This window comes from Streptomyces sp. NBC_00306, assembly GCF_036169555.1.
In the GTDB taxonomy this organism is placed as follows: Bacteria; Actinomycetota; Actinomycetes; order Streptomycetales; family Streptomycetaceae; genus Streptomyces; species Streptomyces achmelvichensis.
The window spans coordinates 2444348-2456785 of record NZ_CP108032.1; the positions used below are offsets into that span (position 1 = coordinate 2444348).

A 12438-nucleotide genomic window follows, 5' to 3' on the forward strand; every position below is an offset into this window, starting at 1 on the left:
TCGCACCGGATTGGCGGGGCAGGAAGACTGCGAAGCCGGTGCCGTACGTCAAGGAGTTGTGATGCAGGTAGCAGTGGTCACCTTCGACGGGTTCAACGAACTCGACAGCTTCATCGCTTCCGCGCTGATCAACCGTTGCCGTAAGGACGGCCTGGAGGCCTTCATCACGACGCCGACGCCGGTGGTCACCTCGATGAACGGCGTCGAAGTGACCGGGCAGCGCCCGATGGACTTCGTCACCGAAGCCGAGGTCGTACTGATCGGCAGCGGCGTCAAGGCACGCGAGGTGGCGGCCGACGACCGGATGCTCTCCCGCTTGCAGCTCGACCCTTCACGCCAGCTGATCGGCGCCCAGTGCTCCGGTGCGCTGGTGCTCGCCCGGCTGGGGCTGCTGAACGGGATGCCGGTCTGCACGGACATCAAGACCCGGCCCTTCGTCGAGGCCCTCGACGTCACCGTGCTGGACACGCCGTTCCACGCCGAGGGGAACATCGCCACGGCGGGCGGCTGCCTGGCGTCCCAGTACCTGGCGACGTGGGTGATGACGCGAACGGTCGGGGAGGACGTGGCACGTGGTGTCCTCGACTACGTGGCTCCGGTCGGCGAGAACCAGGAAACGGTGGAGCGGGCGCTGCGGGCCGTGCACGCGGGCGAGGTCGCGGTGCACTGAGCGCCGCACTGTCGCGGTGCACTGAGCGCCGCACGCCGGGCGGAGTCGGCTTACCCCGCCTGGTACCGGACCGGCCGTGTGCGCGCTCGGCGCCGGCCGTTGAGCGGGATGGGTCGACTGCAGGCGTCCGAGCAATTCTGAGTTCCGCGACACCCGGCAGAGCGGCGGGCTGCCGTCCTCCGATCGGGCCGACGGCGGCATCCCTGCGGTGGCGTGAACGCTTTCGGCGACTTCGGCCCATAGGGGTGTCATCGATCGTCGGCAGATCCGAGATCGGCCGGTTGTCGGTCACGCCAGAACCTCCAGGCGTGGGCGGACAGATCTGCTCGGTCGGATGGAGCGGGGCCGGTCAGAGATCGGCACCCATGGGACGTATCTGTTCTCGATCGGGTCGCGGTCGCGTACGGCGCTCCGGCGTCCGGCATCTGCCCTGCGCCGCATGACGTGGGGACGAGCGTCCGTCCTAGGGCGTCGAGACGGCCATGGCGTGGCCTCCGAGCACCACGGCGACGACCAGAGAGACAACGACGATGGCGGCGGCCGTGCGCCGGCCCGGAGAAAGGCTGCGTGGCAGGAAGAGACTCAGCACTGCGCCGGTCCACGCGACGGACACCAGCCAGGGGAGCCATGCTTCCGCCCGATCGTTCACTCGGTGACAGTGGTCGGCTTGCGGCCCGGTTTCCCCGAAGTAGTAGAGGCAGTTGCTGCCGAAGTCCTCAGTACTCAACCCTATGAAGCCCCACCACACGGTGACGAAGACGGCGGCGGTCAACGCGACGCCGACGACCCGGAAGTCTCCGGCGCGACGCGGTGTGGATGTGTCCATTCCCGGTCCCCCCGGCGAGACGCTGACCCGCCGAGGGTATCCCCGACAAGATGCGAACCCGCGACCGCTGGAGAGCGGGGTGGGGCGAGTTGGGTCCGACCTGCCCGATGCCGACCTCGGCGTCTGCCGACTGTGGCCTCCATCGGCAGCCGCCGTGTGCCCCGTGAGTTCCGTCCGACCCGGCGCGGTTGTGGGCACGGGGACCTTCGCAGGGTCACCGTCCCTTGGCCCCGCCGACGCATGCCTTGAGGCCACGCTCGCCCACGTGGAGAGCCGCGGCATGTCGCCGTTCGCCTGAGAAGACGGCCCACAGCGGCCGCGCTGATGACACCGCTCCTGTGTCAGAGAGGGGGGATACGGTGCAGCGACGGAATGACCATGCGTTTGGGGAGGGGCCTTGGGAGCCAAGACCGGTCTGCTCGTGTACGCCGAGGGCGATGTGCCTTGCCTGCTGCGGCAGGTGGGAGCGGCGGACGTGGAACAGACGTCCGTCATGATGCGGCGTCTTCATCCTGGCTGCGAGATCGAGGAGAGCGATGGCTCGCACCTGTATGACGGCGTGTATCCGCCTGATGGAACGGCCTATGCGGCGAGCTGGCCCGGCGTGGAGATCGTCTGCAATCGGCGTGTGATGATCGATTACCCGTCGCAGCTCCCCCGGCATCTCGTCGCGGCGAGCGCCGGCCGACGGTTGGTCCTGCACGCCATGCACAGTGTGGTCGACTGGTTGGCGTTCGCCGTATGGGAGGACGGGCGTCTCATCCGGTCTCTGAGCCTGTCGCCGGAAGCCGGGGTCATCGAGAACATCGGGGAACCGCTCCCCTTCGAACTTCCCTACTGGGCTGGGGACCGTCCGGCCGATGTGATTCCGTGGCCGGGTGAGGAAGAGGAGCCGTACGCCCTGCCCTTTCATCCTCTGGAACTCGGCGAAGACGCCCTGCGTGCGCTCTGCGGCTTCATCCAGGAGGGCATGCCGGAGCCCGGAGACGTCGACGCCGAGAACATCGAGCTCCATGGTTTCCGAGTGAGGGAGCCGCACGGCCCCGACCGCGCCGAAAGGGAAGCGGAGCTGCGGAGGGCCGTGGAAGCGATGGGGTCGCCCCGGTTCTACACGATGGGCCCTGACGGCTTGTTGGTCGAAGGGGACGGGCCGCCGGCTCCCGCAGAGGACGAGTGAAGCGAGGCCGCTTCATCCCACTCGATGCGCGTTCGCTTGTGCGCGCAGGTCAAGCAGGTCGAGCAGCATGACGTCATAGAGGTCCGGGCCCGCCCACGGGCGCGCCTCGAGGTCGATCGTGAACCCCACCTGAGTCATGGCAGCGAGCGTGCGCTCACGGGCCGCCTCGGGACTGGACGCCGACTCCTCACTGTCCGGGGTGGAGACGTGGTGAACGAACCGGCCGCCGACCCGCTCGCAGAACTGGGCGTAGTCGACGGTGTGGAGGATCCAGGTGTGCCAGCCGATGTCCACCAGCTTGCTCGGCGACAGTTCGACTCCCGGGCGCCGGCCGCTGGTGGCGAGGAAGGCGGCCGTCTGGCCGACGATCCGGCGGGCCGTGCCGCGATCGATCTCAGGTTGGTCCTTGATGACGCGGGCGGTGAGGCGTCGCATCACCTCGGCGTCGACAAGCGTGGCCGGGTCGGTGGTACCCGCGGGACGGACTGACTCGATGGTCATGCTTCCTCCTGTAGGGATGTCGCCCTCCGCTTAAGTCCGCCAGCGGTGCCAGAGCAACCATTTCGCGTGCTGCGGCAGGTGATGGCGCCAGAGCCAGAGAGGCAAGCGCCGGTGCGGGACAAATGCCCAAAGGTCGTCGTCGGCTTCGTTTCCCCTGAGCCGAGTCCGCAAAAGGGCCAGGCACTCGGCATCGACCGTGTGATGAAGACGTGCAACGTGCGCGAGGGCGACCGTGGCCTGCCGGCGCAGCTCTTCCGAGTCCGAGCGAAGGGCGCGGGCGATCCGGGGAAGGATGATCCCGGGGTCGGAGTGATTGAGGGCAAGGCCGATCACTGCCACTCCGACATGAGGCTCCTCGCGCTCAAAAGCCGCGTCTACCTCCTCCGGCTGGTCCATCCCGAGCAGGCCTTTGCCATCTGCCCAGTTGTAGGCCCAGTCAGGAGAGCCCGTGTCTTCACGCTCATACGGCACGTGCTGACCTTACGACTGAACTGAATGACCGAGTCAGGCGCCGCCGGAGTGCCGGAGCACTCTTTTGGAAGACGCCGTATGGGGGTGGCTGCTGAGCTGAGGGAGTCTGGCCTGCGGGGGGAGCGGGCGTCCATTCATGGTTCCCCGCTCGTCTCCCGCTGATCGGGCACGTGAGGGGCACGGCGCCCTCTGAGCGCACTCCACCGTGGGCTGGGCTCCTCAGGCTTCCGTGGGCACGTCGTGGCCAGGCGCAAGGATCACGTCGGCGTCTTCCGCCGTGGCTCCGTCCGAGGTGAACGGCAAGGCATCGCCGTGCTGGGTCACGAGCCAGCCGATGATCTCTTCCGTGTTCGGAACGCCGTTCTCGAAGTTGCGCCAGTGTGCTCGGTGGCCTCGGCCGGGCAGGACGCCGACCACCTTGTGGGCTGGGATGAGGCGAGAGAAGTCCGGGTAATCGCTGACGGGTCGCATGACGCCACGCTCGGGGTCGACGACAAGGGCCGTGCGTGTCACTGGATCCCAGCCCTCGACGTTTGCCTGTCGATGCGCGAACAGAGCTATCCAACCTGTACTGCTGAAATCCGCCATCTCATCCCATGTTCACAGAAGTGCGCTGCGGCCTGCCGCGAGCATATGGGGACTGGCGACGCTGAGGTCGGTGGAGCGGGTTTGGGCTGGAGCTGCCGTGGGGCGAGAGATGGGGCCGTGAGCTTCCCGCGACTCGGGCAGTCCCTGGACCTGCCCCCAATAGCCCGATGTGGGCCCCGATCTTCGAGGCTCGCCCCATGGTGGCTGTCTAAGACACCGTTTCTTTTCGTCGTCCCGAGACGCCACACTGCTGAGGTGAACCCTGACCTTTATCCCGATCTGGCGACTGCGGGCACCTTGTGGTGCCTGACGGCTGGGGGACGTCGGTCTCGGCGGTCAGTCCGCCGCCTGTGCCGTTCCGTCGGCCTCTGTCCGTTGCTCTCGGAGCGAAAGAGCGCATGTTTTTGCTGTGGGGCAGGAGCCGAGGGGTCGAACTCATCAGCGGATCGACAACAGATCTCAGGAACGTCGTACTGGCAGCAGTGGCCTGGGGGGAGGGCAGGAGCCTGAGCGAACTGCACGAGCTCTTTCCCTTTATGTCCTCGGACGAGCGCGCGAAGGCGCATGAACGCGGTCCAGCGGCGGTGGTGGACCTCCAGTGGCGGCTGCTGAGGGAACAGGCAGCTGGTGAGCCGGGGTTCCCAGAGTTCGGCCTGCTGGTGGAAGCGGCGTATGCCGAGCCGCAGCTCAGGCGGCTGTCGGCGTTCTCCAGTCACTGGACGCTGGGCTTCAGCGCCAGCACTGGTCGTTCGTCCAAGGTGGAGGTCGCTGTCGTCCCCGCGTGCAACGGCCGCCCCTACCGGGTTCAGGAGTTCGTTCACGATGGCGGCGTGATCGGTGAAGTCGAAACGGCTGATGAGGCTGTTGCCCTGGCAACTGCTCACCTTCCAGTGGGGCTCGGCCCAGCCGTCGCCGGACCTGACGACGCCCTGTGACGGGACCGGCATCTCAATGGGTCAGACACTGGGTTGGTTGGTGAGCCGGCGGTAGCCGATGAGGATTGCGGCTATGCCGACGAAGGCGAGGAAGTGTTCGGCCTTGCGCTCGTAGCGGCGGTGGAGCCTTCGGCAGCCGGCCAGCCAGGACACGGTTCTTTCGACCACCCAGCGATGTCGGCCCAGCCGCTGTGAGGACTCGACGCCTTTACGGGCGATGCGGTGGCGGATCCCCCGCGGGCGGAGCCATCGGCGCAGGTGATTGTAGTCATAGCCCTTGTCCGCATGCAGTTTCGCCGGCCTTCGGCGCCGGGGCCCGCGGCGGGAGCGGATGGGCGAGATGCCTCGTACGAGCGGCTCCAGGCCCTGGCTGTCGTGCATGTTCGTCGCCCGGCGCCAAGTCGGGCGCGCGGCGAGCGGAGCGAGCCCTTGAACCCGTTGAGAAGGTTTCTACTCACAAGCCCTGCCGCAGCTGTAACCGGTCCCGGCTGAGCTGGACGCCGTCCGCATCTACAGGAGCCGCAAGACGCCGGGGGCTTCGTCTTCAAAGATCTCGACTAGCCAGTCGAACACTGTCGGCCCCTGGCCATCCCGAGCGGCGGCCAAGTCCTCGGCCACAGATGCCCGGTTCGACGGATGGCACCTTGCGAGCTGGAGTTCCAACTGTCGAACAGTCTCGGGATGGCCCAGGTGTGCCCGGGAAGCCTGGTGGTCGTGCCATGCGACCTTGAAGTAGTCGTCGTCAGGGGTTCCGAAACCACCACGGAGACAGTCAGCAAACGCGTCGAGGTTGCGGCCGAAGTAGCCGCCAGGGCCGTTCACAGCCTCACCCATCACTCGCCAGAAGCTTTCCAGCGTGCTGATCTGCTTCCCGTTCAGGGCATAGACCACTGTCATGGCTACGGAGCATACGTCCCAAGCCCACGGCCGTGGGCTCATGATCGTCATCTGTCGGCGGTCAGTCCCGACGGCGACGCTGGTCCGCGCCAGCTGATGACTGAGGGAGTGGGCTCAAGGGATGGGCCGAAGTCGAAGCGGGTGTACCGCCGCCTGTGGCTGCCTGCCTTGACGAGGTCCGGCCTCGGGGACGTGCACTTCCACGATCTTCGCCACACAGGGAACACCCTCGCCGCAACCGGCGATACCATACACGTGAACTGATGCAGCGAATGGGGCACCCCTCCGTGCGGGCCGCACTGATCTGCCAGCACCTGGTGAACGGCCGTCACCAACGCGATCGCCGACCACGTCGACCGTCAGATCAGGAAGGCCCAGGTTCGCGACGGGTGATGTGGATTCGTTGTGGACTCGATCTGCCACGAATCTGACACGACGCCCATCCTCCGCCCCCGCGGCTGAGGAACAAAGAAGGCCCAGGCTCCCGGTTCAATACCGGTGACCTGGGCCTTTGTCGTGCTTCCTGCTGGTGGGCGCGGACGGTTTCGAACCGCCGACATCTGCTTTGTAAGTTCGCCCCCCTGGGCCGTGCGAGTTGCTCGGACACCTGCTTGCCGACCGGTTCTGCATCCAGTCCAGGGCGCCGAGATGCGGGGCCGTCTGGCGACGTTGATGTCAGCCGGTGATGTCAGACCGCTGGGTGCTCGTGCGGCAGAGACTCGCGTACGAATGCGGTACACCGCTCGCCGCAGGCTCCCATGGCCTGGAAGTTCTGACGTGCCTCCGTGAGGCTCAGTCGGCCGTTCGGACCACCTCGAACCTGGTCGGCATCGTGGTCGTCCTGTCCGTCGTCCTCCCAGAAACACACAGGGCAGATGTCGAAGCTGCAACGCTCGTCGAGCGTCAGGAAGCCGCAGCAGGGACAGCGGTACGAGCTGGCCTCGGCCTTCCCCTCACTCCCGGGGCTCAACCGAGCAGCTCCAGTCCGTTCCAGCTGCGTTCGCCGCCCGTCGCCCACGCATCCAGTAGCTGCCGGGCCTCGGTCTCAGGGGCGGCCAGCCAGACAGTCTGTGAGCCGCCGTGTGTCGGCACGCTGGCCTCATCCCAGTCGACCCGCCCCTCGCTGCAGCATGCGCACAGCATGTGGAAGCTGCTCGCCGGCTCGGCGCCGAAGTCCTGCGCGAAGAATGAAGCCACCAAGGCGTCGATGTCGGATGCATTCGCTGCGTTCACGGTCGCATGCAGCGTCGGTAGCGAAGAGGCCTCGAAGAGCAGCAATTCGTCGAACACAGCGACTCTCTGGCCGTTGTACGTCCGCTCGCCGGTCGGCTCCCCGTCGTGTACAACGATCTCCCCGAAGCGCCGGCCTTTCGTGGCAGGGACGTTCATCACGCGCCCACGCGTCGGGCAGAGCCGCTGGATCCAGACCACCTCGCGCTCGCCGCCCGTGTCCAGCCGTACGCACGCCGGGCCGAAGGTGCCGTTGATCTCCCCCTCGCCCTCTGGCATCGGGATCCCAAAGCCCTCCCACGCGTCACGGGCGGTCGACCAGTCACGCTGGATCGTGGCAGCGACCCCCAGGTTCCAAAACGCCGGGTCCTGCTCGCCGCGCGGCGAGCGGGCAGCAGCCTCACAGCCGAGTTCGTAGGCTTTTGCCCAGTTGCGGAGAAACTTGTACGCCAGTGCTGCGTCGTACCACCACACCGCACTGGGGCCCTCGTCCGGATAGTGAGCGAGGACCTGCTCGTACAGCTCGGCGGAACGCAGCCACTCCTCCGCATCCCACATCTCGCGAGCTCGTTCCAGCAACCGCTTCGCCTCGGACTTCTCCACGTCCCTGTCCCTCCCTCTGACCAGGGAGGGAGTTTCGCACGACGCCTGAAAGGTTGCTGGAGAGGGGTGTCGAAACGGTTGCGTCCAGGGAGTGGTGTACGGGTTCGACCTGATCCGGGGTCAGCAACGGGGTGGCGGGATTTGGACCCGCGACCTCTTTGTCCCGAAGCAACTCGGGTGGGAGCTCTCCCTTGGGGTGGCAGGCTCCTCACCTGCATTGACGGTCCACATACGTTCGCGCTTGTCCGCCGCTGTTCGTCGGCGTTGTCACGCAGTTAGACAATCACTGCCCCCGCGCTTCCCCTTACTGCCGAACAGGGTCGCTCGCTTGCCTCACATCAGCGTTGAGAGTCTGTCGCACATGATCTACGAACACATGCCGAGCACGTCGGTACAGCGCGGGGACATAGCTGCCGAGTACCATCCCGTCGTCGGTTGGCCACTCGTCGTCTTCCTCACTATGGGACGAGAGAAGAAGCACGTCGGCAACATGCTTGAGGCGTTCCACCAGTGGGATGACCACCTCGGGTGCGTCTAGCGCGACCAGGCTGGCGGCTCTGCCTAAAGCTGTGTGCGAGTCGTTCAGTCTGGTGGCTGCTTCCTCACGAGCTGGGGACCCTGGCGGAAGCGATGCACACCATGACATGCCTACGGCGGCCTTCTCGAACCCGTCTGCTGCTGCAAGAAGATCTACGTAGGCTTGTTTCTGAGCGGTGCGACGCGCCTCGGCGTGTAGGGCGCGAGCGGCTATCTTCGCTGCTTCCACCGCATTATCCGCAGCGCGTCGTGCCGCTCTGGCCTGCAAATATGTCGCTGGAAGTACCAAGGCCGTGACCCCGGCTGCGACTACGGCGGCGATCCCTCCAAGATCCATGAGCCTCATCATGGTGGAAGCTCCGCTGGTTCACCGGGCATATGGGAACACGAGGTTGGTGGAGTCTTAATGGCCGTGTCAAGGGCCTCTGCTGGGCCGCTCGTGCTGTCAGGCGTCGGTGTCGGTGGCCTCTTCGAGCAGGTCCATGGCTTGGTTGTGGAAGTTGCGTTCGGCGTCGCGGCACGGGGCGTTGAAGAAGGCTCGTTGTGCTTCAGCAAGATCGCAGTGCAGCAGGCTCATGGTCACGAACACGGCTTCCACTCCGTGACAGCCGTTGTCCTTGAGGAACTGCTGGAGTGCGGCCGTGTCGCCGGTTGTCTCCCAGATGGGACGGGCGGTTTCCCGCATTGCAGCGATGCGCGCTGATCGCTCTGCGTCGAAGCCCACCGGACCCGCCTTCCTGGTTTGCCTGACAGGCTATCGCCAGGTGCGCGGGGTGCGGTGGGCTGTTTAAGCGGCTTGGACGACGGGGGGATGGACGGTGAAGACTCGGTCGTCGCACAGGAGGGCCCATAGGACGTCGGCGCGTCGGCGGGCGAGGGCGATGACGGCCTGGACGTGCTTGCAGCCCTCGGTTCGCTTCTTCAGGTAGTAGTCGCGGTTGGGGCCTTCGCGGATGATGCTGGTCTGGGCGGACAGATAGAAGACGCGGCGCAGGCGTCGGCTGTAGCGCTTCGGGCGGTGGAGGTTGCCGGTGCGGCGTCCGGAGTCGCGTGGAACGGGGACCAGGCCGGCGGCGGAGGCGAGGTGGCCTGCGTCGGCGTAGGTGCTCAGGTCACCGGCTGCGACGATGAACTCGGCTCCCAGGATGGGGCCCATGCCCGGCAGGGACTCGATGATGTTGGCCTGGGGGTGGGTGTGGAAGGTCTGCCGGATCTGCTGGTCGATGTGCTTGAGCCGGTCGTCCAGGGCGAGGGTCTGTGTGGCGATGTCCGCGACGATGCTGGCGGCGACATCTTGGCCCGGCAGCGTGGTGCGCTGAGTTCTGGCGGCTTGCAGTGCGGTGGTGGCGACTGCGTCGGGGTTGCGGACGTTGCGTCCCTTTAGCCAGGCGGTGAGGCGGGTTTGGCCGTGGCGGCGTATGGCTGCCGGGGTCTGGTGGCGGGTGAGCAGGATGAGCGCGCCTTTGTGGTCGGCGTAGTCGAAGGCCCGTTCCAGGGCGGGGAAGATCCCGGCGAGCATGTCGCGGAGCCGGTTGAGCATCCGGACACGGTCGGCGATCAGGTCGGTGCGGTGGGCGGTCAGCAGAGCCAGATCGGCTGCCAACTGGGCGGGGACATCGATGGAGGTGAAGTCCCGCCGCAGGCGGGCGGTTTCTGCGATCACGTAGGCGTCGCGGGCGTCGGTCTTGGCTTCACCGCGGTAGGACCCGGACATCCGGTTGACCGTCCGGCCGGGAACGTAAAGGGCCTGTTGGCCATGCGCGGCGAGTAAGGCCAGCAGCAGTGCGGACGCGGTGCCGGCGATGTCGACGGCCCAGTGCACTTGGTCGGCGAGGGCGAGGATCTCGCCTAGGGCGGTCAGAATCGCGCTCTCGTCGTTGGGGACCTTCTCGCTCCAGACCGTTGCCCCGGTTTCGTCGACCGCAGTGAGCCAGTGGTGGGCCTTACCTGCGTCGATCCCGACCCAGAGGTGGGTCAGCTGCTCGGCCATGTGCGTCTCCTCGGTTCTGGCAGCATGCCGTTCGGTCCGAGGAACACCCGCCGTCAGCTCCGTAAGCAGCGATCGATGCGCAGATCTCAATCAGCGGCCAGGCGTCCCGAAGAGCGGGGCGGCCACTCCACCGGAGCCACTTGGGCAAGCGACTTTAGAGCCACACCCCACTCTTCCGGACCGCCAAACAACTTACGGAGCGGCTTTGGGCTGGAGCTGAGGCCCCCAACCAAGATCGGTCGGGTCTCGCTTTCCTACCTGGAGCCCCCAGTCGGGTTCGAACCGACGACACCCGCTTTAGGAGCGAGGTGGGGTGGTTGCTGGGGTGACCTGCGACGAGCTGCCCTGCAGCAAGACCCGGTGTCTGCACCGTTGTTGCTGGCAAGTCCCCGTGAGTCCCCGCCTGTTCTGGCACGGAAGTGGCACAGTGCCGCGGTAGCGGTGAGGCAGCCGACCCTTGTTGCACCCGGGGCCGCGGCCTTTACCGTCCGGCCTGGTGTTCACTACACACATGACTGGTAGCTCAGAGCAGCACCGCCTGAGAAGTGCGATCTCCGTCCTTGGGGATGCTGTACCCGGAGATCTTCGGCGGTCTCCCCTTGGCTGGGCCGGCGTACGGGCGTGGGAAGCCGCTCATGGCATCGAACTACCAGAGCCCTACCGTACGTTTGTCGCGGATGTTGCCAACGGTTCGTTGGAGGGTGCATCTATGGCGCACGCACTCCTTCCTTTGGGAAGACTTCCTGAGAACTGGCAGAGCTGGAAGGCGGATTGCTGGCTTAGCCCCGAACCATTCGACGGAACGGCTGTGCGTAAGTTCACTGATCCTTTCCCTCTGGAGGAGGAGTGGCAGTGGGAGTACGACTACTACAACCACGATGAGCACTCACCCCTACTCCACGGCATCTATCAGAATGGCTCGGTCCTCCTGGCCGGTAACCGTGACTGCGAGTTCTGGGTACTCGTGGTCACAGGGCCTCAGCGCGGCCGGGTCTGGTGGCTGGGAGACGGATGCGTGGCTCCGTATAGGGGCGCGGGGGAGGAACGCGAGACAGAGGCCGACTTCGTGGCCTGGTTCCAGGATTGGCAAGCTGACCGAGGATGGTGGTCCGAGCACCTCGACGGGTAGGTCTCGGCAGGCGGCTGTCTGTGCGGCCGAAGGGCCTGCCCCAAGGGACAGGCCTTGTACAGCGCCTTCTGATCCGTAGCTCTAGCCAGATCGGTCAGCGACGGTCACACCGGTCACTGCAAGGCCCTATAGGGACGCTACTGGACGGTGGCGGTTGTTGCAGTTGCGGTACGCGGCTGCTGTACAGCGCTACCTTTGCGAGACCATCCATTCGAAGATTACTCTGCACACGATCATCGCGACCGTGACACGGCTGGCTGATCCCTGCGGTGGAACTCCTCAGAGCTGGAGCATGTGCTGTCAGGGTCCCCAACGAGGCACATGGTCGGCTCCTCGGGATCGCCGTAGGTGTTGAGAGACAGCGCGCAGTGGATCCCCTCAAAAAGCACTGTCACCCCATCGCCGCGATCTGCGGGGTTGTCGATGTCCTCCGGCACGAAGCCGCCCGGTGAACCGGAGGGGACCCAAAACGCCCAACTGCCGGCCGTGGCGTCGTCGAGATCCGCGCAGAAGAATGGATCCAGACCCGATCTCTCAAGCCGGGTGCTCGTGAACGTCCGGTCCGCGTTGAAGTCCAGCGATGCACCAGACGCGTTGGTCCAGTGCCCCTGGAGCTGTGTCGTGGATATCTCGACGAAGTTGCTTGCGCAGCCTGCACTCACGATCGCCACCGAGCTGGCAAGCGCAACCCATGTGAGGGTTCTACGTCTTCGCTGGCTCACGGCCACTTGAGCGACTCCCTGTTCCGTTGACACTCATACCCCGCGACTCGCGCCTCACATTTGAACGCGTTCAACCTAGTCGACAGGTGGCCTGAATAGCGAGGCCGTCATAGCCCACGACGGTCAACGGGAGGCGCGGGTCGGTGGAGTCCCGATTGCCGA

14 protein-coding genes and 1 pseudogene are annotated in these 12438 nt (G+C 66.0%); 4 read left to right on the forward strand and 11 right to left on the reverse strand.

All coding sequences use genetic code 11. The features are described 5' to 3' along the window. Positions 1-61 precede the first annotated feature (61 nt). Positions 62-670, forward strand: a complete 609-nt coding sequence (locus OHA05_RS10800; protein ID WP_328860434.1) for a DJ-1/PfpI family protein — start codon at positions 62-64, stop codon at positions 668-670. Positions 671-1133: 463 nt separating this feature from the next. Here the strand turns inward: OHA05_RS10800 and OHA05_RS10805 are convergent, their stop codons facing one another. Beyond that, positions 1134-1496: a hypothetical protein gene (locus OHA05_RS10805; RefSeq protein WP_328860435.1), complete on the reverse strand. Its 363-nt coding sequence runs from the start codon at positions 1494-1496 to the stop codon at positions 1134-1136. 397 nt (positions 1497-1893) lie between these two features. Here OHA05_RS10805 and OHA05_RS10810 point away from each other — a divergent pair, with 397 nt between their 5' ends. Continuing rightward, positions 1894-2673: a DUF6928 family protein gene (locus OHA05_RS10810; protein WP_328860436.1), complete on the forward strand. Its 780-nt coding sequence runs from the start codon at positions 1894-1896 to the stop codon at positions 2671-2673. Positions 2674-2685: 12 nt separating this feature from the next. Here OHA05_RS10810 and OHA05_RS10815 read toward each other — a convergent pair whose 3' ends face one another. From OHA05_RS10815 to OHA05_RS10825, 3 genes are all read right to left on the reverse strand, one after another. Beyond that, positions 2686-3174, reverse strand: a complete 489-nt coding sequence (locus OHA05_RS10815; RefSeq protein WP_328860437.1) for a hypothetical protein — start codon at positions 3172-3174, stop codon at positions 2686-2688. Positions 3175-3204: 30 nt separating this feature from the next. Next, complete coding sequence (locus OHA05_RS10820; protein ID WP_328860438.1) at positions 3205-3645, reverse strand: hypothetical protein; 441 nt, start codon at positions 3643-3645, stop codon at positions 3205-3207. A 219-nt stretch (positions 3646-3864) separates the two neighbouring features. After that, positions 3865-4233 carry a hypothetical protein gene (locus OHA05_RS10825; protein WP_328860439.1) on the reverse strand — a complete coding sequence of 123 codons (369 nt, stop codon included), beginning with the start codon at positions 4231-4233 and terminating at the stop codon, positions 3865-3867. A gap of 398 nt (positions 4234-4631) precedes the next feature. Here OHA05_RS10825 and OHA05_RS10830 point away from each other — a divergent pair, with 398 nt between their 5' ends. Further along, positions 4632-5168: a DUF6193 family natural product biosynthesis protein gene (locus tag OHA05_RS10830; protein WP_328860440.1), complete on the forward strand. Its 537-nt coding sequence runs from the start codon at positions 4632-4634 to the stop codon at positions 5166-5168. A 21-nt stretch (positions 5169-5189) separates the two neighbouring features. On the opposite strand, the pseudogene OHA05_RS10835 reads toward OHA05_RS10830, so the two are convergent. The 6 genes and pseudogenes from OHA05_RS10835 to OHA05_RS10860 all read right to left on the reverse strand — a co-directional run. Next, positions 5190-5552 (reverse strand): annotated as a pseudogene (locus tag OHA05_RS10835) (transposase); the annotation flags it as partial. Between the two features lie 126 nt (positions 5553-5678). After that, the gene (locus OHA05_RS10840; RefSeq protein ID WP_328860441.1) at positions 5679-6065 is read right to left on the reverse strand and encodes a barstar family protein; all 387 of its coding nucleotides are present in this window, start codon (positions 6063-6065) and stop codon (positions 5679-5681) included. Between the two features lie 688 nt (positions 6066-6753). Further along, the gene (locus OHA05_RS10845) at positions 6754-7083 is read right to left on the reverse strand and encodes a CPCC family cysteine-rich protein (protein ID WP_328860442.1); all 330 of its coding nucleotides are present in this window, start codon (positions 7081-7083) and stop codon (positions 6754-6756) included. Next, positions 7032-7898: a tetratricopeptide repeat protein gene (locus OHA05_RS10850; protein WP_328860443.1), complete on the reverse strand. Its 867-nt coding sequence runs from the start codon at positions 7896-7898 to the stop codon at positions 7032-7034. The genes OHA05_RS10845 and OHA05_RS10850 overlap by 52 nt, the downstream gene beginning before the upstream one ends. Positions 7899-8880: 982 nt before the next feature. Continuing rightward, the gene (locus OHA05_RS10855) at positions 8881-9159 is read right to left on the reverse strand and encodes a hypothetical protein (RefSeq protein ID WP_328860444.1); all 279 of its coding nucleotides are present in this window, start codon (positions 9157-9159) and stop codon (positions 8881-8883) included. Between the two features lie 63 nt (positions 9160-9222). After that, positions 9223-10425 carry an IS110 family transposase gene (locus tag OHA05_RS10860; RefSeq protein ID WP_328860445.1) on the reverse strand — a complete coding sequence of 401 codons (1203 nt, stop codon included), beginning with the start codon at positions 10423-10425 and terminating at the stop codon, positions 9223-9225. Positions 10426-10936: 511 nt separating this feature from the next. Between OHA05_RS10860 and OHA05_RS38225 the strand changes: the two genes are divergently transcribed. After that, entirely contained in the window at positions 10937-11554 is a 618-nt protein-coding gene (locus OHA05_RS38225; protein ID WP_443043665.1) for an SMI1/KNR4 family protein, read from the forward strand. Positions 11555-11787: 233 nt separating this feature from the next. Here the strand turns inward: OHA05_RS38225 and OHA05_RS10865 are convergent, their stop codons facing one another. Then, the gene (locus tag OHA05_RS10865; RefSeq protein ID WP_328860446.1) at positions 11788-12282 is read right to left on the reverse strand and encodes a hypothetical protein; all 495 of its coding nucleotides are present in this window, start codon (positions 12280-12282) and stop codon (positions 11788-11790) included. Positions 12283-12438 lie beyond the last annotated feature (156 nt).